Here is a 24,778-nt window from a genome sequence, read left to right on the forward strand (position 1 = left end):
GACAACATGATCAGCTTCGACCTGAGCGACTTCGCCGACTTCTTCGAGTCGAAGGGGACGCCGACGCTGGCGGCCTACGACGTCGGCGACCGCGAGCGCGCCAAGTCGTACGGGCTCGTCGAGCTCGAGGGCGACGAGGTCGTGAACTTCCAGGAGAAGCCGGACGACCCCAAGTCCACGCTCGTCTCGATCGCGTGTTACGCGTTCCCGGCCGAGACGCTGCCGGACCTCTCGACGTACCTCGAAGAGGGGAAGAACCCGGACGAGCCGGGCTGGTTCCTCCAGTGGCTTCAGAACCGCGGTCGGGTCCACGCGTACACCTTCGACGGCGCGTGGTTCGACATCGGCACCGCCGACAGCTACCTCGACGCGGTCGCGTACGCGCTCGACGGCGGGACCCTGGTCGCCGACGACGCGACCGTCGAGAACTCCGAGCTCGGCGACGTGGTCCACGTCATGTCCGGCGCGACGGTCACCGACTCGACGCTCGACCGCGCGGTCGTCTTCCCGGACGCGACGATCATCGACTCGGAGGTCCGCAACTCGGTGATAGACGAGGGAGTGACGCTGGAGGGCGTCGACATCTCCGGCGCGCTGATCGGCTCGTACACCTCGATCACCGAGGGCGACGACTTCTAGCGGGACTTCTCGCGGGACTTCTCGCGGGACTTCTCGCGGACAACGACCCCCTCGGAGCGTCGCGACGCCGGCGCGCCGAGTGCGGCTTCGCGGGTCGCTACGACCCGTTTCCGCTCTCGCTCGCCCCGCCTTCGACGCCGAGCGCGTCGAACAGCTTCCGGCGGACGGCCTCCTCCGTCAGGTGGAGGAGGGTGTCGCGGTTATCGCCGCTCGCCTCGATGCCGGTGAAGATCCCGAGCGGGATCTCTACCGACCCCTGCGTGGAGTGGCCGGCGGCGTCGCCCATCTCCGCGAACGCCTCGTCGAGGACGTTGCCGATGTTCAGCCGGATGTCCTTCGAGCGCGCGGCGAGGTAGATGGTGTCGTCGGCGATCCCGAGCACCGCCGTCGTCGTGATCCCCTCCAGGTTCAGCAGGTGCTGGGCCGCCTGCGCGAGCGCCTCGCGGTCCCGGATGAACCCGGCCGTCGAGAAGAGGTGGCTCCCCTGCACCTCGCGGTTCTGGATCGCCTCCGCGAGCACGTCCAGCGTCTCGGGGCTCATCGACGGCGACTCCACCTGTTCGAGCGTGTCGTGGTTCGCGAACGGGTGGAGGTACGCGGCGGCCGTCAGGTCCGCGGGGGTCGTGTCCCGCTTGAAATCGAGCGTCTCGGCGCGGATGCCGTACAGGAGCGCGGTCGCGACCGCCTCGGTCGGCGACTGGTCGAACTCCTGGAGGTACTTCGTGAGGATCGTCGACGTCGAGGAGACGTTGGTCCGCACGTCGACGAACCGGGCGTCGAACGGGACGTCAGCCTCGAGGTGATCGATGTAGACGTCGATCTCGGCGTCGAACTCGACGCCGTCGTCGGCGGACTTCGCGAGGTCGACCGCGGCGACCGTCTCGTACTCTGAGAGCGCCGGGGCGTCCGCCCGGGCCACGAGTTCGATCCCGAGCAGGTTCACGAACGCCCGGTTCTCCTGGTGGCCGACGTCGCCGGTGTAGAGGATGTCGGCCTCGACGCCGAACGCGTCCGCGATCGCCTGCAGCGCCGTCGCGGACGCGATCGAGTCCGGCTCCGGGTTGTCGTGGGTCAAGATCGCCATGCGGCCGCCCCCCTCCTCGATGATCTCCGAGAGCTGCCGCGCCATGTACTCGAGCTCGCCGGTCTCGAGCGACTGGAGGGCGCTGTCGGCGATCACCGTCGAGGGGTTGATCACGACGTCGGCGCCGCGATCGCGGAGCTCGTCCTCGCTGACGGGGTCGGAGGCGCGGACGACGACGTAGTGGTCGCCGCCCGTGTCGCGCACCGCGGACACGGCCGCCTTGTTCGCCTCCACGTCGCTGGCGAGGATCAACACGATGTCGCGGTCGGCGAGCTCGTCGACGACGTCGGGCTCGGCGATGTCCTGCACGCGGGCGTTGAGGTCCTGGTCGCGGAGCGCCTCGACGCGGCTCTCGTCGCGGTCGAGGATCAGCACGTCCTTGCCGCGATCCGTCAGCTCCTCCGCGACGGCGTGTCCGACGCTGCCACAGCCGAGGATCGCGTATCGCGTCCGCGCCGATCCGGATGCCCCACTACTCATTGCACGTGATTTCCGCGGGACGACACTTAACGAGTGCGCTCTCGCCGTGGGACGACGAACGTGTCGCTACGGGACGTGAGCGGTGCGAACGCGGGTGGGAAGGCGAGCGACGTGACCGCGCACGGGGGAGACCGCGCGACCGCGGGCGGAGCGCCCTACTGCGCGGCGGCGTCCGCCGACTCCTCCGGCGCCGTCGTCTCGGTCTCCTCCCCTCTCGCGCGCCGCCGGTTACGGACGAGCGCGACGACGAGGATCGCGGCGCCGACCGCGCGCGCCGCGACGTCGTTGGTGACGGTGTAGAGGGAGGCGTCGACCCCGACGAGTCCGAGCGCGGCGCTCGCCGGGAGCAACACCATGCCGGGCACCGACAGTAGCACCGCGGCGGCGACGAGCGAGGCGCGCGATCCGGGCCGGACGTCTGCCTGATAGTACCCGATGATCGCGACGCCGAGGGCGTACACCCCGGCGAACGTCGCGAGGATCGGCACCACGACCTCGGGGAGGAAGAAGCCGAGGTCGGCGACGTCGGCGCCGGTCAGGACCGACCCCTGTCCCTCGGTCGTGCGGATCAACAGGATCCCCGGCGAGAACACGAACGCGAACGGCACGAGGATCTTGTTCAGCGAGAGGAGGAACGCCTGCTTCCCCGTGTCGAAGGGGTCCGACTTCGCGATCCCGGCCGCGGCGTACGCGGCGACCATCACCGGCGGCGTCACGTCGGCCATCAGCCCGAGGTAGAGGACGAACAGGTGGACCGCCAGGATCGCGATCCCGAACTCGGGCAGCACGGGACCGAGCAGCACGACGATGATGATGTACATCACCGTCGTCGGCATCCCCATCCCGACGATCACGGCCGCGACCGCGGCGAGGATCAACAGCAGGACGAGCGACCCGCCGCTCACGCTGATGATGAGCGCCCGGAGGCTCCCCCCGAGTCCGGTTATCCCGATGACGCCGGGAATGATCCCCGCGGCGGCGACGGCGACGACGACGATGGTCGCCGTCTTCGCGCCGGAGTCCATCGCCTTCAGGACGAACGACCCGAACTGTCCGGCTCGGGAGCTCGCTATCTCCCGGCCGACCCGCTCGTCGACCCACGCGGCCGCGTTCACCACGTCGTCGTCGAGGTCGAGCAGCGGCGCCTCCCCGCGCGGGTCCGCGAGCAGGAACGCGACGCTGATCGCGGCCGCGATCGTCGGCAGCGACGTCAACGCCTCGCGGAGCGCGCCCGCCGCGCCGAGGTCGACCGTCTCGGCGCCGTACAGCAGGTCGATCGGCGTCGCGCCCGCGGTGAAAAGCGACGCGGCGAACAGCGCGTAGCCCGCCGCGATGCTCCCGACGAGGTACGATCCGGTCCGCTCGTTGTACGCGGCGACCATCGAAATGAGCGCCACCGTCGCGACGATCGTGAGCCACCCGGCGCGCCCCACGGAGAGCCGCGCGATGACGAGGTAGTACAGGAGGAGCCCGAGCGGGACCAGGTAGAACCACCCGCGGCGCATGTGCGGTCCCATGTCGAGCAGCTCGGAGCGGGCGAGCCCGCCGATATCGCGCTTCGCGGCCTCGAAGTGGACCATCACCCACATGCCGAAGAAGAAGGCGATCGCGGGCAGCGTCGCGGCGATGACGACGTCGCGGAACGGCGTCCCGGTGTACTCGACGATGAGGAACGCGGCCGCGCCCATCACCGGCGGAAGGATCTGGCCGCCGGAGGAGACGGAGGACTCGACGGCGCCGGAGAACTCCGGCGAGTAGCCGGAGCGCTTCATGAGGGGGATCGTCAGCGCGCCCGTCGTCACGGTGTTCGCGACCGACGAGCCGGACAGCATCCCCATGAACCCGGAGGCGACGACGCTCGCCTTCGCCGGGCCTCCCTTCCGGGTCCCCGTGATCGAGTAGGCGAGGTCGATGAACCACTTGCCGGCGCCGGACATCTCCAGGAACGCGCCGAACAGGATGAAGATGTAGATGAACCGGACCGAGACGCCGACCGGGACGCCGAGGATCCCCTCCACCGTGTACCAGAGGTTCTGGACGATCTGCCCCCACCGGAGCTCCGAGGTGGCGAACGTCCGCAACACCGGAACGTCTCGCGGCAGCAGGTAGCCGTACTTCGCGTACAGCAGAAAGAGGCTCACGAGCACCGTGAGCAGGAGGCCGAGCGCCCGCCGCGTCGCCTCGAGCACCAGCAGGATCGCGAGGACGCCCATCAGGTACGCGAGGCTGTACTCGGCGAGGAACCCGACCTCGAGCGGCGAGAGCCACGGCACGACGTCGCCGAGGGCGCCCGCGCCGCCGAGCCCGCGGATTCGGATCACGTCAGTGACCTCGTCGTACTGCGTGACGTAGTAGGCCGTCGGGAACGTCGAGAGGAGGATCAACACGAGGTCGGACGGCGCGATTCGCGTCGACTCCTCGTCGACGAAGAGCCACCAGACCGACCCCTTGACCCCCTCCGCGACCCGCGTCACCGGCGAGTCCCCGAACCGGTCGCGGGCCACCGCCGGAAGCGCGCCGATCTGCCTCGTGAGAACTCCGCTCCCCGTCGATCCGGGGAACAGGAGGAACGCCATCACGAGCGCGAAGTTCACGTGGATCGCGCGAATCTGTAGCGACGCGAGCGCCCCGAGCCGGACCGTTCCGGCACCGGGGATCGTGAACTCGAAGACGAATCCCCGCGCGCCCAGCCACAGTTGGAACGCCGAGAAGGCGATGCCGACGATCGCGACGGCGATCAGCGGAGCCCCCGTCAGCGACCGTCGGTTGTCGATCTCCTCGAACACTTGGTCGGCCGCGTCGGTCCCTCCCGAATCCGGTCCACTCGTGTCTGATGTGTTCGTCGTCACGGTGTGGTCTCCTCCGTGTGTCGTCTCCACCGACCGCGAGCGCCGGCGGTCGAGCCGACGTCGAACGGCGCCTTACAGCCGCGGCGTCAGCCGTCGTTCGACCGTCAGCTCGACCGCCCCGTCGTCGCTCATCGCGGCGATGTCGTACCGCTCGTCGCCGACGATCAGGTCGTGGTCGGCGACGCCACCCGTCTTCAGGTGCAACGTCGAATATTCTTCCGACGGCGGGTGATATACGTATCGACTGCCGTCGACGGTCACGTCCGCCCGCGACGGGAGCCCGGCGCCGAAGGAGCTGAACTCCATCCGAGTCATGACGAGGCGCTCGTCCCCCGGGGTATACACGTCCCTGACCGTCGTCTTCTCCACGCTGTGGGTGTACTCGATCACGACCTCCGTCTCCTCGTCGACGGGGATCGCCAGTAGCTCCGTGCCGTCGTCGTCGGTCACGATCAGCGTCTGTCCGCCGACGACGGCGTCCGCGCCGCCGCCGAGTGCGACGCCCGCCAGAATCGCGAGGGCCGCGACGAGGGCGACCCCGCCGCGCGCGGACCGAACTCGCGATCCGAGACGCACGTTACTCGAAGTAGCGGGCCGCGCCCTCGTGCAGGTCGATCGACATCCCGTCCTGCGCCGAGTCGACGGAGATGAAGTCCGTCTTGATCGTCAGCTCGTCGAGGTTCTCGAAGATGGCCTCGGTGACTTCCTCGACGGTGTCCGCGGAGAGCTCCTCGCGGGTCGCGATCATCGCCTGGACGGAGATGGTGTCCACGTCCTCGTCGACGCCCTCGTAGGTGCCCTCGGGGATGGTGTCGTCCGCGAACCAGGAGGCGGCGTCGCGGGCCGCCTGCCGCTCCTCGTCGGACATGTTGAGGATGTCGATGTCGGTCGAGGTCGCGAGCTCCTCGACCGCGCCGACCGGCCAGCCGCCGACGACGAACGCCGCGTCGACGTCGCCGTCGCGGAGCTGGTTCGCCGCCTGCGTGAAGTCGGTGTTCTGCTCGTCGAAGTCGTCGGTGGTGAGGTCCGCGGCCGACTCGAGGATCTGGAGCGCGTTCACCTGCGTCCCGCTGCCGAGGTCGCCCGTGTTGACGCGCATGCCCTCAAGGTCCGACAGGGAGCTCACGTCGGCTTCGGGGTTGAGCAGGACGTGAATCGTCTCCGGGTACAGCGTCGCGACGCCGCGGAGGTTCTCGACGGGCTCGCCCTCGAACGCCTCGAGCCCTTCGCCGTTGAACGCGAAGGAGGCGACGTCGTTCTGGATCAGCGCGAAGTCGGCGTCGCCGTTGGCGAGGCTGCCCACGTTCTCGACGGACGCGCCCGTCGAGGAGACCTCGACCGAGTAGTCGGTCTCGTCCTCGATGATCCCCTCGAACTCGCCGGACAGCGGGTAGTACGTCCCACCCGTGCCGCCCGCGTGCCAGCGGATGACGTCGCCGCTGCCGCCGTCGTCGCCGTCGCTGCCGTCATCCCCGTCGTCGCCGTCGCTGCCGTCATCGCCATCGTCGCCGTCGCTGCCGTCGTCGCCGTCGCCGCCGTTACCGGAACAACCGGCGATTCCGACCACGCCCGCTGCGGCCGCGCCGCGAAGGAGGGTCCGTCGGTCGATACGTCCGCCGGTCCGTCGGAGGATCCGCTCGTCGATTGGGTCGTCAGACATACGACACGTAATACACCACAGGAGTTGATAACGGTTTCTAATGGATCTGGTCGGTGCGGTCGGAGGATTAAACGCCCGAGCGGAACGTTACGAGAGACTGAGATGAGTCCGTCGCCGGGCGAATGAAAAGGTCTTTTAGGGCGACGGGGGTACGGCTCAGTGAGGGCCGGTAGCTCAGTTAGGGAGAGCGACGGACTCTTAATCCGTCGGTCGCGTGTTCAAATCGCGCCCGGCCCGTACACTGAACCGCAGAGCGACAGCGATGCGGTGAGGGAACCGGACGGAAGCGATTTGAAGTAGAGAAGTCGCAGCGCGAGCGAAGCGAGCGACCGTCTTCTCGTAGTTCATAATCGCGCCCGGCCCGCTCCGTTAATAAATGGTAGAGACCTTCTATTTACAATTTTCGGTCGATTAGCGGTTAGTCGGGAGGGTCGTCATGAGCGTCGAGACTTCGGTCGAGGAACACCGCAAGCAGATCTCGAACCAACTCGGCGAACCCGACAAGCTTCGGTTCCCGGACGGATGGACGAAATCGACGAGCTGGCGTCGAGCGCAGGCCGCGGAGTCTGACACCTCGCCGGCAACCCCAGCGGAGTTCGACGTGCTGCTCGGCTACGTCGACGACCTGATCGACGAGATCGTCTACGAGTCATCTGGGCTGACGGACGAGGAGATCGCAATCGTCGAGGACGCGGTTGGCGACGACTAATGGCCAAACGCGGTGAGCGTTTCGTCGCTTGTCTCAGAGAGATACTGCCGGATCTCGCCCTCGCGCCACCCGATCGGAGCCAACACGCTCTCGACGGCGCGCACGGCGGCGTCCTCGTACCACGCGGTGTCGTACCGCCCGAGGTCCTCGAACTCCAACCGGACGCGTGACGCGCCGCGTGCGTCCGCATCGACGACGACGTACCGAACAGTCTGTCCCGGCGATAACCCGGCCCCTTCGATCTGCGCGCGTTTCAGGGCGGCGACGGTGAGCGTCTCCATCGAGTAATCATCCACGTCCTTCGACACCCGGTTGTCGACAACGAGCGTGCTGGGATCCACCTCACCCGCTCGTAATCTTCGGAGACGCCGCCGAAGCACGTCGCACACCGCCTCAGGCGAGCGCGTCTCATCGAACATGCGAAGCGCCTCGCTCTGGACATCTTCGATCCACGCTGGAGTCGAGCGCTGTCGCCCCTCGATGCCGCGTGTCTTGATCGCATCACCGAGTCCCGTTTCGGGATATTCCTCGCCGTGACGCTTTCCGAAGTACCGGGTCAACGCTCCCGACTCGGAATTTCGCATCGGGCAGAACGCTACCCAGTCGAACGGACATTCATACTCTAGCTCGATACCTGCTTCCTCGCTAATTTCGGTTGCGACCGCCTCCAGCGGGCGTTGGTCTCTATCGTCGGCGGGCGTCACCCAGATGGAGTCGACGATGCCGTGTACGACATGCCAGCCGGCTTCTTCCAGTGCGGTCTTCGCGTCGAGGAGCAGCTCACGAGCGTAGGCGTTGATCGCTTCGTGACACTCGATTCGGCCGAACTTCGCGTTCGAGAAGCCCTGATACCCGAAGCAGGACACGAGAATCCACTTGATCGCTGAGGAGGCCGCCTCCAGCCGCTCGCGCTCCTCGCCGTCGGCATCGGGAATCTGATCTTTGATGTCGCTCCGCGCGTCGATCAACGGGCCGAGAACCTCTGGCAGATAGCCGTCGCGCTCACAGATCGAGTAGCCCAACTCCGGCACGTCCTCGGTGTCACAGCACCCGCATCGGACAGTCTCAGGCGAGATGTTACGCGTCCGGATGATGTTTGGATACAGGGATGCGAAGTCGAGCTCGTGAACGTCCTCGTGGACACCCGTATCGGGAGCGAAGGTGGTCCCGCCTCGATCAGCATCGTCGAGCGTCGACGCCGTTTTGAATAGCTCCGGCCGCCACGCTCGCCAGGGCACGAGTACGTCACGACTCCGAGCCTCGCGGATCTGCATGGCCGTCAACACGCGCCCGATAGACGCCCACCCGAGTTCCTGCAGCGGCAATCCGGAGCGCTCAACGAGGTCGAGACAACCCTCCAGCCCGGACTCGTGATAGAAGAACGAGTTGGATTCGTCGATGATTGCACGTCCGGGGACCGCGTACCGCGCGGGCGAGTGCCCCACGTTGCCGTAAGAGGTGTACGTCGATTCGCCGGCGAGCTTGGTATAGCCCGGTCGCCGACCGAGTTCGAGTTCGACACCGTACGCATCAGCCGCCTCAAACAGTAATGGAACGAGGTCGGCGGTCGAGATGACCAGTATGTCGGGATCGCGTTTGTCGAGAGCCGCCTGAACGCCAGTGACGACCTCGCGGGGTGATGACCCGACACCGTCGCCGTCGACAGCTAGTTGGGGCAGCGACTCGATACCCGACTCGTGGCTAGGAAAGTCGAGGCGTAGCGTCCGCAGGGTACGCACCGAGCGGTTCGGACCGGCCGGCGTGTCCGTTTCGAGGCAGAAGCGCAGTTGGCGGGTGAAATCGACGTTGTAACAGGTGTAGCTATCCGGCTGTCCGAACTGCCGAACTCGTCTCGCGATCGATCGAACCGCCTCGATCGAGGTGGCGTCCACGCGGAGCAGCGGTCGGGCGTCAGTCCGGAACGTCTGCCGGTGTGCCTCGACGTCGAGCCTCGCGACCGCCTCCTGCCCGTCGAGGAAGGATCGGAGTTCGCGAAGTGCTTTCGAGAGGCCGTCGCGAGACGGGGGTTCTGGGGTGGGCCCACCTGATCGACCGTAGAGGTCGCCCGCAGCGTCACCCACGAAGAGCGTCGGTTGATACTCCTCATGAACATCGTGAGCGACGCCGTCCGGGGTGAGCGTCCATCGGGCGACGCGACCATCGTCGAGATAATCCAGCGTGAGCGTCACGGCCTACGCGTCGGAGCGCGATTCGACCCGTGACTCGAGTGCAGCGATCCGACGTTCTTGTTCGAGCGCGATCGCCATCCATACCGGTGCCAGCGGGTCAGAGTAGTTGAGATGACCAGCGGCATCGGCGTGATCACGAGCGTAGACGAACAGGTGGTCGAATCTGGACTGGTCCTCGCGCCGGAGCGCTCGTCTGAACGCGCTCCACTCGTCTTCGATCGCTCCTAACCGGTCTCGATACGTTGGATTCGTCCGACCCATTACTGCACCCCCGGCGTCGCCACCGCGCGCTCGGCCGTCGACGTCTCGTGCATCCGGACACGGTGTTCCAGTACTTCGCACCAGTACTCCAGAGTCGTCTGGATCCACCCGTCTTCCGTGTGGTAGACAAGCGTCTCCACGTCGCCCGAGGCGTCCTCGAACCGAGGTCCGAAGGGTGTCTTTCGGCAGTGAAGTTTCGTCGCAGCGGCACGGCGTAGCGGCCGGGAGAACTCGTCTTCACGGCACCGGGTTACGATGACCGGTACATCGTGGACGCGACCGACGCGAGCGACCGACGCGATCGCTCGAATGAACATCTGTTCTGCGAGTTCGCTGTCAACATCGGCGGCACGGTACATGCCGTCAAGCCCGGTCGCGACGACGACTGAGGGCGATTCTCGGATGGCGAGTCGGCCGGCAAGCCGATCCAAGAGCGAGGTGTGCTGATGGGCCGTGAACCCGCGAGCCACCTTGATACGATCAAGCACGCGATCGGCCGGGGCAAGCTCGCGGAGGCGGCTCGTGTTCGCTCTGTTCGCGCCGTCGACCCAGAATGCCGGACTGTCGCTACTGAGTACTCGGTCGAGAAGGAGCGCCTGTACGGGTGTGACACCGAGTTCGTCGTCGACATCGACGAGTGTGACCCCTGGGCCGAGTTCAGGCAGTTCGGCGGTCGGTCGTCGAGAGCGAGTGTGCATGGTAGTGTAGAATGGCAGATGTGTAAAAGGGTTGAGCCATGGATGGATGGTGAAAGTGGAAGTAGTACCTACTACAGGCTACGGTTGCTTTCTGGTTAACAGAATCACTCTATCAGCACCATCGTGATCGGGACGCGGAGCTGGTGTTCAGCAACGCAATCGTCGACGACGGCGACGCGAACCACATGCGAGAGCAGCTTGATGATCTCACCAATGCCGAGAACCAAACTCTTCGGTGCGGTCAGTCGTGTCCGTCTCGGCCGAGATGAAAGCTCCGGCTGTGTTGAAATCATCAAATAGTGATATTTTCTCGTGGTCCTGCTGCATATAGAGAATCAATGCAGCACATCCTTCGGTATCATCGCGGAGAGGATGAGAGCGAGACGATGGCGATATACACCAGATCAGACAGCGTCAGGGATGGATTCGGAGTTATTCGCATACCGACTCTTTTCCCACATTACATTGATTTGGGTCAGCAGCGCCTGTGGTACCCGAACAGTGCGCGAACTCAAGACGAGTTAAGCAGTGCAACTGGTCGAATCCGCGGCCATCTCTCCAAGCGGCTTAACGGCTGCGAGGAACACGGCCTGTCAGAAACGTCGATTCCCTGGAACAATCAATAACAGCACGCCGAGTTGAGAAATCCCCGAAAGGTTTGATCTGCTCTGTTGAATCCGCAGAAGGCGTCGGGATCGGGTTATTCTGTAGTCGGTTCAGCGGCCCTACCGAAGGAATTCAAATATGGAATCTTGGCAGAAATAGAGCGAATCGATATTACCGGGTAGATGGATCCAACTCCCCGGCGGTAACAAGCGACATAATCAGGCCTTCAGCGATCGTGATCCTCGTGCCGTCATTGGATTCAACAGAGCAGTTTGATCCGCTTCGGTGGCGCGACCTCGATAGCCCGACCTCATCGGACGCGAAGGAACTGACGCGAGTCCGACGGCTCCTCCGACAGGTAGCCCACGAGGACGTTGCCGTCGGTCGCCGTTCGAACGCGGTCCGGGACAGACCGAAGACCGGGTTGCCACCCCCGCGCTCCCTCCCGTGGGAGGAGAGCGACGAGGAGGTCGGTCTCCTCGGCGTCGATCCCCGCTCTGTCGACCGTCTCCACCTCCAGGGACACGTCGGGTTCGACCCTGCTGATGAGGTCCTCGTAGGTTTCGGGGTCGCCATCGAGGAGGAGACATCGGACGGTTGCCCCGAGTTGTTCGGCGAGCGCTTTCATCACGTGAACGCCGTGGAAGAACTCGGGGTGGGCGGCGAGGCGCCCCGGAAGCACGAGAGTGAGCCGATCGACGGCCTCGAACGGGTCCGTGAGTCGGGAGACGACGAGTAACTCGTCGGTCCGCTCGAGCAGCTGGTCGACGGTGTCACCGAACACGCGGTCGCCGAAGCGTCGCCGGTCAGTCCAGCCGACGACCACGATGGTGATGCGGTTCTCCTCGATAGTTCGAACGGTACCCCGAACGGTGCTCGAATCGACCGGCGTGTGCGTATCGACGGGGACCTCCGCGGCGTTCGCGTGTTCCTCGGCCGACTCGAGCACCGACTCGGCCTCGGCCACCGCGGCCTCGGTGTCTCCAGATCGGTTGGAAACGGCGGTCATTGCATAGAGCGGATCCTCGGCCTCGCCACGCAGTAACATCGCGAGGTCGACGAGCAGTTCCATCTCGTCCTCGTCGGTCAAGGAAACGAGCACGCGCTCGGTTGCGTCGTCCGGATCGTACTCGCTATCGTCCTTCAAGTCGACGACCGCCCGGCCAAAGTGACTCGTGATCGCAGGGCTCGCGACGCCCACGATCATGATCATGAGTACAACGCCGTTGACGACGGTTTCGCCGAACAGTCCGACGTCGAACCCGATGAGCGTAATCGCGAGGGTCGCCGCCGCTTGCCCCGACGAGAGCCCGAACATTGTGAGCCACTCCTCGCGAGCGTAGTCGTACACGCGGGCGATCCCCCAGGCGGCGACGAGTTTCGTCACGAAGAGGACGACGATGATCGACCCCGCGACGAGCCACGCCTGCACCCCTTCCGTGAATACGGACACGTCGACCAGCATCCCGACCGAGAGCAAGAAGAAGGGAATGAACAGGGCGTTTCCGACGAATTCGATGCGGTTCATCAGTGTGCCGCTCCGGGGAATGAGGCGATTGAGCGAGAGTCCCGCGAGGAACGCCCCGATGATCGCCTCGACCTGTGCGAGCTCGGCGGCGAAGGCGCTCGTGAACAGCACCGCCATCACGAACAGGAACTCGAAGTAGCTCTCCTCGTCCACGTTGCGGAAGAACCAGCGGGCGAGTTTCGGGCCGATGAACCAGACGCCGGCGAACAGCGTGACGAGGCCGACGACGAGCTGGCCGAAAAAGAGCAGCTCAAGCGATCCCTCAAGCGACCGGATCACGACCGCAAGCACCAGCAACGCCAAGGTGTCAGTGACGATCGTTCCGCTGATCGTGGTCGTGATCGCCTCGTTCGTCGCGAGGTCGAGGCGGTCGATGATCGGGTAGGCGAGCAGGGTGTGCGAGGCAAACGTCGCCGCGAACAGCGCTGCAGCCGGCATCTCGAACCCGAGGACGCTCACGCCAACGGCGACGCCGAGTGCCATCGGGAGCAGAAACGATGTCAATCCGAAGAGGACGCTCCGATCGGGGTTCTCGAGGAACTCGTTGACGTCGATCTCCAGCCCCGCGACGAACATCAGGTAGACGATGCCGATCTCGCCCAGGAGGATGATGGCGTCGTCGCGTGCGAGCAAGCCGAGGGCGTTCGGACCGACGAGGGCACCGAACACCATCACTCCGACTATCCCGGGTATCTTGAACCGTTCGAGCAGCAACGGTGCGATCAGAAAGATGCACATCGCCAGCGCGAAGATGAGGACTGGATCCTCGAAGGGGCGCGACAGCGACACCAACACGTACGTACCGACCATTAGAGCGGTCTCTCGTCTGACGTACTTTACTCTGACGACATGTTTTGCGCGTGTCTACCGTTTAAAAATCGGTGACCTCTGCGCTCAGAGCGTTCCTATTAAAACCTGTGCAGGTATCTCCTACCAGTCATCGTGCCCACGCTCTTGGATCAATAACAGTGACGGTGACCAGCGGGGTACTCGATGCAAGATACGCGCCCTGTATTCAGCACACAGTTTTTGTCAGGGTTGCAGGATTCAACAGAGCCACAGATCCAGAAAACCAACAAACTCCGCGATAGCCCTTCTAACTGTTTCAGCTGCACTGAGTCCTATCAGTTCGGCGTGTAGTCTTTCCCGTCCTCGGTGTTGAGGAAGGCGGTGAGAAGACTGACAGCGGCCGCAACGTCATTCACATTGGCTGTTTCGACGGCGGAGTGATGGTATCGGACGGGTATCGAGAGCGCTCCGACTGGCCGTGCGCCGCCGGTGTTCTGGAGGCCACCAGTATCTGTCCCGATGTTCCAAGAAACCTCGCGCTGGAAGGTGATATCGTGGTTTTCGGCGACAGACTCAAAGCGTTCCACGACGGCGGGCGTCGTTATGACGCTCGCGTCTTTCCGCTTTATCCCTACACCGTCACCGAGCTTCGAGATCGCATTCGATGAGTCGATGCCGGGATATGACTGCTCAAGCGTCCCGTCGAGCGCGACCACGAGATCCGGATCGATGTCCACTCCCAAGGCGGTCGCGCCCCGCAGTCCGACTTCCTCTTGGACTGTGGCGGCGTAGTGAACGGTCACGTCGGGGTCTGCACGCCGTGCGGCTTCCAACAGGACGTATACTCCTGCCCGGTTGTCTAGTGAGGAGCCCGAGACGCACTCACCGAGTTCGCGGAGGTCGCTATCGAGCGTCACGATGTCACCGACACCCAACCGCTGGTTCGCCTCCTCTGGGTCGAGACCCGTAAACACATGCGCGTCGTCGAGCGTCCACTCCTCCGGCGCCTCATCTGCGGCCGTGTGCGCGGCGTTGATGCCGACCACGCCCTCGTAGTCATCCTCCCGAGTGTGGACGGTGACCGGATGTCCGCGGAGTGCGTCCGGGTTCCAGCCGCCGAGAGGCGCAACAGACAGAAAGCCGTCGTCGTCGACGTCACTCACGATGAGCCCGATCTCGTCCATGTGTGCAGCAACGAGTACCTCGTACTCCGGGGTTGCGCTCCCGTGGACGGTCGCGACGACGTTGCCCATCGCGTCCGTCCGCACGGCATCGACGGCTGGGAGTTCGTCGCGTACGACCTCACGTACGCGGTCCTCGTAACCGGCTGGGCCGGGGCTATCCGTCAGTCGCGCCAGCAGATCGAAATCGAACGCCGCGTTCGTAGTCATGTTCAGATCTGGCGGGTCCCGCGTGAAAACACAGGGGTTCCGGCAGAACCGGTGAGACCGACGTATTCCGTGCGTTCAACGGAATGCTCTCGTGTGGTTGGAGCTCACGGAGTCAGTTCCGCTCACCGTCGGGAATTTATTAGAAAGGGAGATCGATCCTCTGAGGATCTCACGTTCGGCGAAGCGCTCGCCGAACTCGCCGTTGAGGACACGCCGGAGGTCAACCCTGTCGAGGCGGTTCGTGAGTCACGCGAAGACGTATGACGTTCTTCGTCGATTCGAACATCTTCATCGCGATTGTCACTGGCGACACCGATCGATCCAGACTGCGCCAGAGCCGCTCGCAAACGCCTATCGGCTCCCAATAGATTCTGGTGTGTTTCGGATCTGGGGCCGCGAGGAGCCGGAACCTCTGGAGTACATCGGGCAGAGTGTGAACCTGAAGAGTCAGCTCTATGGGCATCGTCGGAATCAGGACACGAATCTGGTTCAGCTACGCAATCGTCGACGACGGCGACTCGAAGGACAAGCGGGAGCAGATCAAAATCGATCTGATCGGCACACACTGACTGGCAACTACAAAGGCGCCTCGGGACCAATTCTGTTCGGCGTTCGACGATCTCACGGTCGAGCGGCTCGCGCGATGTGAAGGAGAGCAGCCGCAGTGCTGAGCGCAGCGAGCGTTCGACCACCTCGGACGGTAACGCCGTGTGCCGCGCAGTGATGCCGTGTGCCGCACAGACCGACCGCCCGACCGTCGTCGTGCCCGGTGTCAGCACGGTTATCACGTGAGCCGTGTTACCCCGGGTATGGACTTCGACGCCGTCTCCACGGTGACGGTCGACTCGTACAGCACGCTCGTGGACATCGGCTCCCAGGAAGCGGTGCTCGAAGCGCACGTCGACGGGCTGGAGGACGCCGAGTCCGTCTCGCAGCTGTGGCGGGCGCAGTACCTCCAGTACTCGATGATCGCGAACGACATCGACGCCTACCAGCCGTTCTGGGAACTCATCGGACAGGGGCTCCGATACGCCCTCAAAGCGAACGGCCACGACGTGCCGAAAGCGACGCGGGACGAGATCCGACGCACCGTGTACGAAGACGAGCTGTCGATCTTCGACGACGTCGAGGACGGGATCGAACGCATCACGGAGGCCGGCTACGAGGTGTACATCGTCTCGAACGGCTCTCCCGAGATGCTGGACCACCTGGTCGCGGCCGCCGGCCTCGGCGACGTCGTGACGGACGCGATAAGCGCCCACGAGGTCGAGACGTACAAGCCGGACGCGCGGATCTACGAGCACGCGGCGAAGCGGACCGACACGCCGATAGCGGAGGTCCTGCACGCCTCCGGGGGCGGGATGCGCGACGTCTGGGGCGCGAAACACGCCGGGATGTCGACCGCGTGGGTGTCCCGGCCCGGCGAGGAGCTCCCGACGGAGGAGTTGGGTCCCGAGCCGGACATCGTCGTCGACGGCTTCCACGACCTCGCCGATCGCCTCGAGTGACCGCCGCCGCGGTTTTTATACCCGCGCTCCGTACCACGGCCCACATGACGACGCTCGACGGCGCGACGGCGTTGGTGACGGGCGCGAGTTCGGGTATCGGCGAGGCGACCGCCCACGCGCTCGCGGAGCGGGGCGCGAACGTGGCCCTGCTGGCCCGCCGCGAGGAGCGGCTCGAATCGATCGCCGCGGCGCTGGAGGACGCCCACGACGCGCCGACGCTGGTCCTCCCCGGCGACGTTCGCGACCGGGCGACTTCCGAGACGGCGGTCGAGTCGGCCGTCGACCGGTTCGGCGGGCTCGACGTCGTCGTCTCCAACGCGGGGGTGGGCCGGGGAAGCGACGTGGCGTCGATGACCGACGAGGAGTACTTCGCGATGCAGGAGACGAACGTCGACGGGACCTTTTTCCTCACCCGCGAGGCGCTCCCACACCTGGTGGAGAGCCGGGGGACGCTCGTGGTGGTCGGGAGCTTCGCCGGGCAGTACCCTCGCTCGTTCAACCCGGTGTACGCGGCGACGAAGTGGTGGGTGCGCGGGTTCGCACACAGCGTGGCCGCCCAGGTCGGCGACGAGGGCGTCGCCGTCTCGGTCGTGAACCCCTCGGAGGTGCGCACCGAGTTCGGCGACGAGGACGGTGAGCCGTTCGAGGAGCGGTTCGAGCCCGGCGCGGTGACCGAGCCCGAGGAGGTCGCCGAGGCGATCGGCTTCGCGGCGTCGCGCGAGGGGTCCACGGCCCAGGAGATCGACCTCTTCCGGCGCGACAAGTTCGCCGAGACGCTGTAGGTCGCCGCCGGTCAGTCCTCGATCTGCGCCCCGCAGTCGGGACAGACCTCGTCGACCCGCGTGACGGCGAGGTCGCACTCCGGACAGAACCGACGGTCACAGGAGGGATCGCCCATGGTCGGGGGAGGTCTCTCGTCCCGCATAAGTGCGGCGGTGATGTGAATTCCTTCGAATCGAAACACATTTTGAACGGCTGCGCGCGGATCCGGTGTGCGTAACGCCGACAGACGGTCGCAGTTCTGGGCGCTCTACCTCACCCGCTTCGCCGAGGGGTTCGGCTTCGTCACGCTGTTGACGCTGTTGCCGACGTACATCAACGCACTGGACCCGCAGGCGACGACGGTGCTCGGGGTGACGGTGTCGGCCGGCTTCGTCGTCGGGATGTACACGACGGGATTCACCCTCGCACAGACGGCCGCGGTGGTCCCGCTCGCGTGGGCGGGCGACCGGTTCGACAAGCGGCTCGTGCTGCTCGCCGTCCTCGGCGTCGGCGCGGGCGTGTACGCCCTCTTCCCGCTCGTCGACTCCTCGGGCACGTTCATCCTCGTCCGCGCGCTCCAGGGGCTCGTCGTCACCGGCGCGGGGCTGATGACGCTCTCGCTGGTCGGACAGATCGCGGACGTCGGCACCCGCGCGGACAAGATCGGGAAGGCGAACGCCGCCTCCTTCGCGGCCTCGATCCTCGGGTCGCTCGGCGCGGGCGCCGTCTACGACGCCGCGGGGTTCGGCCCGGTGTTCACGCTCATCACGGCGCTGATGGTGCTCGCCTGGGTCGTCACCTGGGGGGTGCTCGACGACGACCCGACGCGGGTCGCGGGGTTCCCGTTCAGCGACCTCGCGGTGAACCGGAAGATCCTCACGATCTCGGCGTTCCGCGCGCAGTACGCCTTCGCGGTGACGATGGTGCGGACGTGGGTCCCGATCTACGCCGGCACGGAGCTGGCCGCGGGCGGGCTCGCGGTCGGGGCGACCGCGGTCGCAGTCACGGTCACCGCGGAGAAGGCGACGAACATGGTCGGTCAGCTGTTCACCGGACGGCTCTCCGACGGGTTCGGTCGCTCGCTGTTCGTCTTCGCCGGCGGCGGCGCCTACGGGCTGATCGCGATGGCGATCCCGTTCGCGGCGGCGATCGGGACCGCGCTCGGAGCCGAGGTGGCGCTCCCGATCCTCGGCGAATTGCCGCCGGCGTACCTGCCGCTGGTGGCGCTGTCGGGATTACTCGGCGTCGCGGATTCCTTCCGCGAACCCGCCAGCATGGCGCTGTTCGCCGACGAGGGCACCGACGACGGCGGCGTCGCCTCCAGCTTCGGGATCCGCGAGCTCGTCTGGCGGCCGGGCTCCGTGGCGGGACCGCTCATCGCCGGCTGGCTGATGGTCGAGGTGAGCATGGCGTCGGTCTTCTACGTCGGCGGCGCGTTCGCGGTCACCGGCGTGCTCGCGTTCCTCGCTCTCCTCGCGCGCGACCACGGACGAGCGGCGCTGACGGCGTGGTGAGGAACGTGCGGTGCTGACGGCGTGGTGAGGGCGGTGCTGACGGCGCGGTGAGGGCGGTGCTGACGGCGCGGTGAGAAGAGTGGCCGCGTCGGCGCCCGGTCAGGCCTCGTATTCCTGCTCCGCCAGCGCGTCCTCCAGGGCCGCGAGAACGTACTCGACGTTCTTCGACCGCGCGGAGTGACCCATACAGCCGATTCGCCAGACCTCACCGTCGAGGTCGCCGAGTCCGGAGGCGATCTCCAGGTCATACTCGTCGAGCAGGTACTCGATGACGGCGCCGTCGTCGACGCCGTCGGGGACGCGGACGGCGTTCAGGCTCGGCAGCCAGAACTCCTCGGCGGCGTTCATCTCGAGACCGAGCTCCTGGAGTCCCGCCTTCAGCTCGCCGGCGACCGCGCGGTGGCGGGCCCATCGCGCTTCGATCCCCTCCTCGGCGACCAGTCGGAGCGCCTCGCGGAGCGCGTACACGTTCGTGATCGGCGCGGTGTGGTGGTAGGCGCGGTCGTCGCCCCAGTACCCCTCGAGCAGCGAGAGGTCGAGGTACCACGAGCGGGGGCTCTCGTCGCGGTCGAGCACCTTGTCCATCGCGCGGTCGTTGAGCGTGAGCGGGCTCGCGCCCGGCGGACACGAGAGGCACTTCTGCGGCCCGGAGTAGGCGACGTCGACGTCCCACTCGTCGACGCGCAGCTCGACGCCGCCGAGCGAGGTGACGCAGTCGGCGATCACGTACGCGTCGTGGGCGTGCGCGATGTCCGTCAGCCGGGGCACGTCCGGCTGGAGGACCCCGGTCGAGGTCTCGGCGTGGACGAAGCCGAACACGTCCGGCTGGTGCTCGTCGAACGCGCGCTCGACGTCGACCGGATCGAGTGGCTCGCCCCACGGCGCGTCGACCTCGACGACCTCGCCGCCGGCGCGCTCAGCCATCGACCGCATCCGCCCGCCGAAGTAACCGTTCGTCGGCACGAGCATCGTGTCGCCCGGCTCGACGAGGTTCCCGATGGCGGCCTCCATCGACGCGGAGCCCGTCCCGGACACCGGGATGGTCCACCGGTTGTCGGTCCGGAAGGCGTACCGGAGCAGCTCCTGCACCTCGTCCATGATGTCGACGAACGACGGGTCGAGGTGCCCGACGAGCGGCGTGCTCATCGCCCGCAGCACCCGCGGGTGGACGTCGCTCGGCCCGGGCCCCATCAGCGTGCGGTCGGGCGGCGTCAGCTCCCCCACGTCAGGAGCCGCTTCGACCTCTCTCCCTGCCAGCGGCGTGTCGCTCATACAAGAGGTGCGGACGGTGAAGGGCAAAAACACGGCGGAACGGTCGTTCCCCTGCGAACGTCACCCACGGTGTGGGCCGACGGTGGAGTCATCACGTGCCGCGTCCGCTCACGCGCGCCGGTTCACGCCGCGTCGGTTCACGCCGCGTCGACGAAGTCCGGCTCCGTCCGCTTCTCGTCGCGCTCCGCGACGAGGTGGTCGACGAACGAGTCGAGGTCGACGTCGCCCCGCTGGTTCTCGAAGCGGTCGCGCACGGAGACGGTCCCCGCCTCCGACTCGTCCTCGCCGACGACGACCATGTACGGGAGCCGGTCGTCGTGTCCGGCGCGGATCTTGCGGCCGACGGTCCAGTCGCGGTCCTCGACCTTGACGCGGAGCCCGACCTCTTCGAGCTCGTTTTTCACGCGGTGGGCGTATCCGAGCGTCTCGTCGGAGACGGGGAGCACCCGGACCTGCTCGGGCGCGAGCCACAGCGGGAAGTCGCCGTCGAAGTGCTCGATGAGCACCATGAAGAAGCGCTCGTAGCTCCCGTACAGCGCGCGGTGGATCATCACCGGCCGGTGGTCCTCGTTGTCCTCGCCCGTGTACGTCAGGCCGAACCGCTCGGGCATGTTGAAGTCGAGCTGGACAGTGGGCCCGTCCCAGACGCGGCCCAGGGCGTCCTCGAAGCCGAAGTCGATCTTCGGGCCGTAGAAGGCGCCGTCGCCGGGTTCGACGTCGTAGTCGTACCCGCCGGACTCGAGCACCTCGCGGAGCTGTTCCTCGGCGGACTCCCAGATCTCGTCGCTGCCGACGGACTTCTCGGGGCGCGTGGCCAGCGCGACCTCGACCTCCAGGTCGAGCGTCTCGACGACCTCGAAGATCATCTCGATGACGGACTCGATCTCCCGGCGGATCTGGTCCGGGCGGACGAACAGGTGCCCGTCGTCGATGGTGAACGACCACACCCGCGAGAGCCCGGAGAGCTCGCCGCGCTGCTCCTTCCGGTACACCTTCCCGTTCTCGAAGTAGCGCTGCGGGAGGTCGCGGTACGACCACGACTGCTGGTCGAAGATGGTCGCGTGCCCCGGGCAGTTCATCGGCTTGAGCCCGTACTCCTCGTCGTTGACGTCGAGGAGGAACATGTCGTCCTTGTAGTTCTCGTAGTGGCCGGATTTCTTCCACAGCTCCGTCCGGAACACGTGCGGCGTCTCGACCTCCTCGTACCCGTTCTCGCGGTTGAGCTCGTTCGCGAAGTCCGACAGCTCGCGGAGCACGGTCTTGCCCGGCGGGTGGTACAGCGGGAGCCCCGGTCCGGTCACCGTCGGGATTGAAAAGAGGTTCATCTCCTGGCCGATCTTCCGGTGGTCGCGCTCTTTCGCCTGTTCGCGAAGCTCCAGGTGCTCCTCGAGGTCCGACTCGCTCGCGAACGCGGTCCCGTACACGCGCGTGAGCGTGTCGTTCTCCTCGTCGCCGCGCCAGTAGGCGGCCGACACTTCGAGCAGGGTCGCCGCGCCGACCTCGCCGGTCGACTCGACGTGGGGGCCCCGACAGAGGTCCCGCCAGCCGTCCTGCACGTAGAAGGTGACCTCCTCGTCGTCGGCCTCCTCCTCGAGGATCTGCAGCTTGTACTCGTTGTCGGCGTAGATCTCTTTGGCTTCCTCGCGCGACCGGACCTCGCGCTCGATGTCGTAGTCGGCCGCGATGATCTCGTCCATCTCGTCTTCGATGGCCTCGAGGTCGTCCTCGTCGAGGTCGACGTCGGTCACGTCGTAGTAGAACCCCTCGTCGGTCGGGGGGCCGATGGTCAGGGTCGCCTCTGGATAGAGCCGCTGGAGGGCCTGCGCGAACACGTGGGCGGCGGAGTGGCGAAGCACCGTGAGGTACTCGTCGGACTGGTCGGTGACGATCTCGATCCGCGCGCCGTCGCGGACCGCGGCGTGCTTCTCGACGAGCTCGCCGTCGATCTTCCCCGCGACGGTGTCGCGGCCGAGCCCCGGGCCGATCTCGTAGGCGACGTCCTCGACTGTCGCCCCCGCCGGCACGCGTAGCTCTGATCCGTCCGGCAGGACGACCGTCACCTCGGCCGCGTCGTCGGCCTCTGCATCCGTCTCGCTCATACAGTGTCGGAGCCGGACGACGGTCATAAGTGTGTTCGATCCGCGACGACGAGTCGCACACCGGTCGGCGTCGGTTCGTCCGCCGGCAGCGACGGAGCGATGACAACACACAAATCCCGAGGCAACGTTTGCCGCCCCATGACCACTCATCGGGAGCCCCTGTCGTCGGTGCTGGAGACGATCGGGGAGACGCCGCTCGTCCGGATGCACGACTCGCCGGACGCGGTTCCGGTGTACGCGAAGCTGGAGTCGTTCAACCCCGGGGCGAGCATCAAAGACCGGATCGGGAAGTACATGCTCGAACGGATGCTCGAGCGCGGCGACGTCGGCGCGGGCGGAACCGTCGTCGAGCCCACCGCCGGCAACACCGGGATCGGCATCGCCGTCGCGGCGAGACAGCTCGGACTGAACGCCGTCTTCGTCGTCCCCGAGCGGTTCTCGGTGGAGAAACAGCAGCTCATGCGCGCGCTCGGCGCGGAGGTGGTCAACACCCCGAGCGAGGACGGGATGGGGTTCGCCATCGACCGCGCCCACGAGATCGCCGCGGAGCTCGACGATGCCGTCGTCCCCCAGCAGTTCTCGAACCCGCTCAACGCCGAGGCCCACTACGAGACGACCGCCCCCGAGGTCGACGAGGCGCTGGACGGAGAGGTCGGCGCCGTCGTCGTCGGCTGCGGCACCGGCGGGACGCTCATGGGGATGGCCCGCTACTTCCGCGAGCGCGAGCCCGACACCCACGTGGTCGCCGTCGAACCCGCCGGCTCAGCGTACCGCGAGTTTCTCGGCGAGGAGATCGACCACGAGGAGTACAAGACGGAGGGGATCGGTACCCACGACATCGACACCAACGAGCTGTTCGACCCGGACCTCGTCGACGACATCCGACAGGTTCCCGACCGGGCGGCCCACGAGGAGATGGGCCGCCTCGCGGCCGAGGAGGGCCACCTGGTCGCCTCCTCGGCGGCCGCGAACGCGCTCGCGGCCAAGGCGGTCGCCCGCGGGGTCTGCGACGGCGAGATCGATGCGCCCCACGACGCCGTCGTCACCGTGTTCCCCGACTCCTCGGAGCGCTACCTCTCGAAGGGCGTGTACCGGTCGTTCGAGGAGTGGGAGGGGTAGGGAGACGTCGCCGAGGTCCGCTCCGCGTCTCGGATGGTTACCCGCGCAGGCGACCGTGTTCGACCTTCAGGCAGCGGTCCTGTACCACGTCGATCCCGTCGGCCTCCGCGGCGGCCGCCGCCTCGTCGTGGCTGATCCCGAGCTGGAGCCACACCGCGGCGGCGTCGCCGCGCGCCGCGTGTCGCTCGCGCACCTCGTCGATGACGCTCGGGACCTCCTCGCTCGGACGGAACACGTCCACCAGGTCGATCTCGTCCTCGACGTCCGCGAGGGCGTCGAACGCGGGCTCCCCGAGGATCTCGTCGGCGAACGGATTCACCGGAACGATCCGGTAGCCGTGCCGCTGGAGATACGCGGGCACGTCGTGGGCGGCCTTCCCGGGCGCCCTCGAGCAGCCGATCACGGCGATCGTCTCGGCGCTGAGCAGCCGGTCGAGCCCCTCGTCGTCGGTGATGGGCATACGCGGGAGTTCGCGGTCGCGACGATTAAACCTGACACCCGATCCGGTTTCACGCGATCGGTCGAAATGGCAGCGATCGAAACCGTCGAGACGGACTTCCGACCGGCCGCTCAGGCGAGCCGGATCTCCGGGTCGCCGTCCTCGGGGACCGTGATGACGCCGTCGAACAGCTGCTTGAGGGTGTTCATCGCCTGTTCGTCGTGGGCGGTCGAGTCGATGCTGAACAGGCCGAGTCCGTTCACGCTCTGGATCCGACCGGTGAACACGTGGAGGAACCGGAACACGGTCTGGAGGTCCGAGTACATCAACAGCGTCGACAGCGAGTGGACCATCACGCGGTTCCGGTCGATTCCCCTGTCGCTGAACGCCTGCAGGAACTCGGAGAGCTTGATTCCGATGCCGGTCATGTCCACCGGCGAGGAGGCGTACTTGATCCGGTCGGACTCGCGGGTGTCGTTGACGCCCTGCTGGCGGGTGACGCAGTCGATGACGGCCACCGGCTTCCCCTCGTAGCCCGTCCGCTTCGCGTAGTCTTTCAGCACCCGGTCGGCGCCGTCCTTGGTCGTGACGACGATCGCGCCGTCGCCGCGCTCGGTGCCGGCCGCCAACACGTCCATCATCATGGATCGCTTGCCGGTCAGCGGCGGCCCCGTGAAAAGGAGGTTCGTCCCGAGTTCGACCTCCTCGTCGAAGTGCGGCCTCAGGTCATACATGGGCGTACCTCGACGACGGGGCCGACTCGGACCGTTCGTTCGGCGGGGACGCCGTACGGCCAAAACTCATCCACTACCGGAGACATCTCCGGTCCGAATAATATTCTTTTTGATCGCCCGCGAGCCGCCGTAGGACCGGGTCGTGCCCAGGGTATTCCACCGATTCCGAATCGCGGGACTTAACACCTCCAGCGAAATACCGATCGGTACGGGCGCTTAGCTCAGTCTGGATAGAGTGCTTGGCTTCGGACCAAGTTGTCGCGGGTTCAAATCCTGCAGCGCCCATAGATTTGAGGCGCGATAATCGCCCGACAGCGCAGGGATTATCGGTCGAACGGGCACAATTTTGCTTTCGTTCGATTACCGATCAGCTGAGTGGTGTTCACGAGAATTCGCGTACAGCCACACTGGTGGCAAGGGAGAAAATCAATCGCCGATTGACACGAAA

General features: G+C 66.2%; 19 protein-coding genes and 2 tRNA genes. 8 read left to right on the forward strand and 13 right to left on the reverse strand.

Annotated features, from left to right (window positions below):
• Nucleotides 1–639, forward strand: a 639-nt coding sequence (locus U4E84_RS11985) for a sugar phosphate nucleotidyltransferase (protein WP_322532330.1), incomplete at its 5' end; no start/stop codon positions are given.
• A gap of 97 nt (nucleotides 640–736) precedes the next feature.
• Here the strand turns inward: U4E84_RS11985 and U4E84_RS11990 are convergent.
• The 4 genes from U4E84_RS11990 to U4E84_RS12005 form a co-directional block, all read right to left on the reverse strand.
• Nucleotides 737–2,203: a DHH family phosphoesterase gene (locus U4E84_RS11990; protein ID WP_322532331.1), complete on the reverse strand. Its 1,467-nt coding sequence runs from the start codon at nucleotides 2,201–2,203 to the stop codon at nucleotides 737–739.
• A gap of 155 nt (nucleotides 2,204–2,358) precedes the next feature.
• Entirely contained in the window at nucleotides 2,359–5,052 is a 2,694-nt protein-coding gene (locus U4E84_RS11995) for a TRAP transporter fused permease subunit (protein ID WP_322532332.1), read from the reverse strand.
• A gap of 72 nt (nucleotides 5,053–5,124) precedes the next feature.
• A complete protein-coding gene (locus tag U4E84_RS12000) occupies nucleotides 5,125–5,628 on the reverse strand; it encodes a DUF1850 domain-containing protein (RefSeq protein ID WP_322532333.1) in 504 nt (167 codons plus the stop codon).
• Between the two features lies 1 nt (nucleotide 5,629).
• The gene (locus U4E84_RS12005; protein ID WP_322532334.1) at nucleotides 5,630–6,712 is read right to left on the reverse strand and encodes a TAXI family TRAP transporter solute-binding subunit; all 1,083 of its coding nucleotides are present in this window, start codon (nucleotides 6,710–6,712) and stop codon (nucleotides 5,630–5,632) included.
• A 163-nt stretch (nucleotides 6,713–6,875) separates the two neighbouring features.
• On the opposite strand from U4E84_RS12005, the gene U4E84_RS12010 reads away from it, so the two are divergent.
• Both U4E84_RS12010 and U4E84_RS12015 read left to right on the forward strand, forming a co-directional pair.
• A tRNA-Lys gene (locus U4E84_RS12010) sits at nucleotides 6,876–6,949 on the forward strand.
• 199 nt (nucleotides 6,950–7,148) lie between these two features.
• Nucleotides 7,149–7,421, forward strand: a complete 273-nt coding sequence (locus U4E84_RS12015; RefSeq protein ID WP_322532335.1) for a hypothetical protein — start codon at nucleotides 7,149–7,151, stop codon at nucleotides 7,419–7,421.
• On the opposite strand, the gene U4E84_RS12020 is transcribed toward U4E84_RS12015, so the two are convergent.
• The 5 genes from U4E84_RS12020 to U4E84_RS12045 all read right to left on the reverse strand — a co-directional run bounded on the left by U4E84_RS12020 (nucleotide 7,418) and on the right by U4E84_RS12045 (nucleotide 14,883).
• Nucleotides 7,418–9,610 carry a type B DNA-directed DNA polymerase gene (locus tag U4E84_RS12020; protein ID WP_322532336.1) on the reverse strand — a complete coding sequence of 731 codons (2,193 nt, stop codon included), beginning with the start codon at nucleotides 9,608–9,610 and terminating at the stop codon, nucleotides 7,418–7,420. The genes U4E84_RS12015 and U4E84_RS12020 overlap by 4 nt on opposite strands.
• 260 nt (nucleotides 9,611–9,870) lie before the next feature.
• Nucleotides 9,871–10,569, reverse strand: a complete 699-nt coding sequence (locus tag U4E84_RS12030; RefSeq protein ID WP_322532338.1) for a hypothetical protein — start codon at nucleotides 10,567–10,569, stop codon at nucleotides 9,871–9,873.
• Nucleotides 10,570–10,673: 104 nt separating this feature from the next.
• Complete coding sequence (locus U4E84_RS12035; protein ID WP_322532339.1) at nucleotides 10,674–10,862, reverse strand: hypothetical protein; 189 nt, start codon at nucleotides 10,860–10,862, stop codon at nucleotides 10,674–10,676.
• A gap of 623 nt (nucleotides 10,863–11,485) precedes the next feature.
• Nucleotides 11,486–13,513 (reverse strand): cation:proton antiporter, encoded by a 2,028-nt coding sequence (locus tag U4E84_RS12040; RefSeq protein ID WP_322532340.1) that lies wholly within the window; start codon nucleotides 13,511–13,513, stop codon nucleotides 11,486–11,488.
• Between the two features lie 314 nt (nucleotides 13,514–13,827).
• Nucleotides 13,828–14,883, reverse strand: coding sequence for a M42 family peptidase (locus U4E84_RS12045; protein ID WP_322532341.1), 1,056 nt, complete (start codon nucleotides 14,881–14,883; stop codon nucleotides 13,828–13,830).
• An 809-nt stretch (nucleotides 14,884–15,692) separates the two neighbouring features.
• Between U4E84_RS12045 and U4E84_RS12050 the strand changes: the two genes are divergently transcribed.
• From U4E84_RS12050 to U4E84_RS12060, 3 genes are all read left to right on the forward strand, one after another.
• Nucleotides 15,693–16,391 carry a haloacid dehalogenase type II gene (locus U4E84_RS12050; protein ID WP_322532342.1) on the forward strand — a complete coding sequence of 233 codons (699 nt, stop codon included), beginning with the start codon at nucleotides 15,693–15,695 and terminating at the stop codon, nucleotides 16,389–16,391.
• Nucleotides 16,392–16,435: 44 nt separating this feature from the next.
• Nucleotides 16,436–17,173, forward strand: a complete 738-nt coding sequence (locus tag U4E84_RS12055; protein ID WP_322532343.1) for an SDR family oxidoreductase — start codon at nucleotides 16,436–16,438, stop codon at nucleotides 17,171–17,173.
• A gap of 210 nt (nucleotides 17,174–17,383) precedes the next feature.
• Nucleotides 17,384–18,667, forward strand: a complete 1,284-nt coding sequence (locus U4E84_RS12060) for an MFS transporter (RefSeq protein ID WP_322532344.1) — start codon at nucleotides 17,384–17,386, stop codon at nucleotides 18,665–18,667.
• 99 nt (nucleotides 18,668–18,766) lie between these two features.
• On the opposite strand, the gene U4E84_RS12065 is transcribed toward U4E84_RS12060, so the two are convergent.
• Both U4E84_RS12065 and thrS read right to left on the reverse strand, forming a co-directional pair.
• On the reverse strand, nucleotides 18,767–19,939 hold the full coding sequence (locus U4E84_RS12065; protein WP_322532345.1) for an alanine--glyoxylate aminotransferase family protein: 1,173 nt from the start codon (nucleotides 19,937–19,939) through the stop codon (nucleotides 18,767–18,769).
• 137 nt (nucleotides 19,940–20,076) lie between these two features.
• A complete protein-coding gene (gene thrS, locus U4E84_RS12070; protein ID WP_322532346.1) occupies nucleotides 20,077–22,065 on the reverse strand; it encodes a threonine--tRNA ligase in 1,989 nt (662 codons plus the stop codon).
• A gap of 111 nt (nucleotides 22,066–22,176) precedes the next feature.
• Here thrS and U4E84_RS12075 point away from each other — a divergent pair, with 111 nt between their 5' ends.
• The gene (locus tag U4E84_RS12075; protein ID WP_322532347.1) at nucleotides 22,177–23,157 is read left to right on the forward strand and encodes a PLP-dependent cysteine synthase family protein; all 981 of its coding nucleotides are present in this window, start codon (nucleotides 22,177–22,179) and stop codon (nucleotides 23,155–23,157) included.
• A 37-nt stretch (nucleotides 23,158–23,194) separates the two neighbouring features.
• On the opposite strand, the gene U4E84_RS12080 is transcribed toward U4E84_RS12075, so the two are convergent.
• Together U4E84_RS12080 and U4E84_RS12085 are read right to left on the reverse strand one after the other, a co-directional pair.
• Complete coding sequence (locus U4E84_RS12080) at nucleotides 23,195–23,617, reverse strand: CoA-binding protein (RefSeq protein ID WP_322532348.1); 423 nt, start codon at nucleotides 23,615–23,617, stop codon at nucleotides 23,195–23,197.
• Between the two features lie 110 nt (nucleotides 23,618–23,727).
• Nucleotides 23,728–24,330: a recombinase RecA gene (locus U4E84_RS12085; RefSeq protein WP_322532349.1), complete on the reverse strand. Its 603-nt coding sequence runs from the start codon at nucleotides 24,328–24,330 to the stop codon at nucleotides 23,728–23,730.
• 210 nt (nucleotides 24,331–24,540) lie between these two features.
• Here U4E84_RS12085 and U4E84_RS12090 point away from each other — a divergent pair.
• Nucleotides 24,541–24,615, forward strand: a tRNA-Arg gene (locus U4E84_RS12090).
• The last annotated feature ends 163 nt before the right edge of the window (nucleotides 24,616–24,778 follow it).

It is taken from the genome of Halorubrum sp. AD140, assembly GCF_034497445.1.
Classification (GTDB): Archaea; Halobacteriota; Halobacteria; order Halobacteriales; family Haloferacaceae; genus Halorubrum.

Bases quoted from the DNA above. Each gene is read 5' to 3' on its own strand.
- U4E84_RS11990 (WP_322532331.1), bottom strand. From the start codon at position 2,203: ATGAGTAGTGGGGCATCCGGATCGGCGCGGACGCGATACGCGATCCTC.
- U4E84_RS12005 (WP_322532334.1), bottom strand. From the start codon at position 6,712: ATGTCTGACGACCCAATCGACGAGCGGATCCTCCGACGGACCGGCGGA.
- U4E84_RS12015 (WP_322532335.1), top strand. From the start codon at position 7,149: ATGAGCGTCGAGACTTCGGTCGAGGAACACCGCAAGCAGATCTCGAAC.
- U4E84_RS12030 (WP_322532338.1), bottom strand. From the start codon at position 10,569: ATGCACACTCGCTCTCGACGACCGACCGCCGAACTGCCTGAACTCGGC.
- U4E84_RS12035 (WP_322532339.1), bottom strand. From the start codon at position 10,862: ATGATTTCAACACAGCCGGAGCTTTCATCTCGGCCGAGACGGACACGA.
- U4E84_RS12040 (WP_322532340.1), bottom strand. From the start codon at position 13,513: ATGGTCGGTACGTACGTGTTGGTGTCGCTGTCGCGCCCCTTCGAGGAT.
- U4E84_RS12045 (WP_322532341.1), bottom strand. From the start codon at position 14,883: ATGACTACGAACGCGGCGTTCGATTTCGATCTGCTGGCGCGACTGACG.
- U4E84_RS12050 (WP_322532342.1), top strand. From the start codon at position 15,693: ATGGACTTCGACGCCGTCTCCACGGTGACGGTCGACTCGTACAGCACG.
- U4E84_RS12055 (WP_322532343.1), top strand. From the start codon at position 16,436: ATGACGACGCTCGACGGCGCGACGGCGTTGGTGACGGGCGCGAGTTCG.
- U4E84_RS12065 (WP_322532345.1), bottom strand. From the start codon at position 19,939: ATGAGCGACACGCCGCTGGCAGGGAGAGAGGTCGAAGCGGCTCCTGAC.
- thrS (WP_322532346.1), bottom strand. From the start codon at position 22,065: ATGACCGTCGTCCGGCTCCGACACTGTATGAGCGAGACGGATGCAGAG.
- U4E84_RS12075 (WP_322532347.1), top strand. From the start codon at position 22,177: ATGACCACTCATCGGGAGCCCCTGTCGTCGGTGCTGGAGACGATCGGG.
- U4E84_RS12080 (WP_322532348.1), bottom strand. From the start codon at position 23,617: ATGCCCATCACCGACGACGAGGGGCTCGACCGGCTGCTCAGCGCCGAG.
- U4E84_RS12085 (WP_322532349.1), bottom strand. From the start codon at position 24,330: ATGTATGACCTGAGGCCGCACTTCGACGAGGAGGTCGAACTCGGGACG.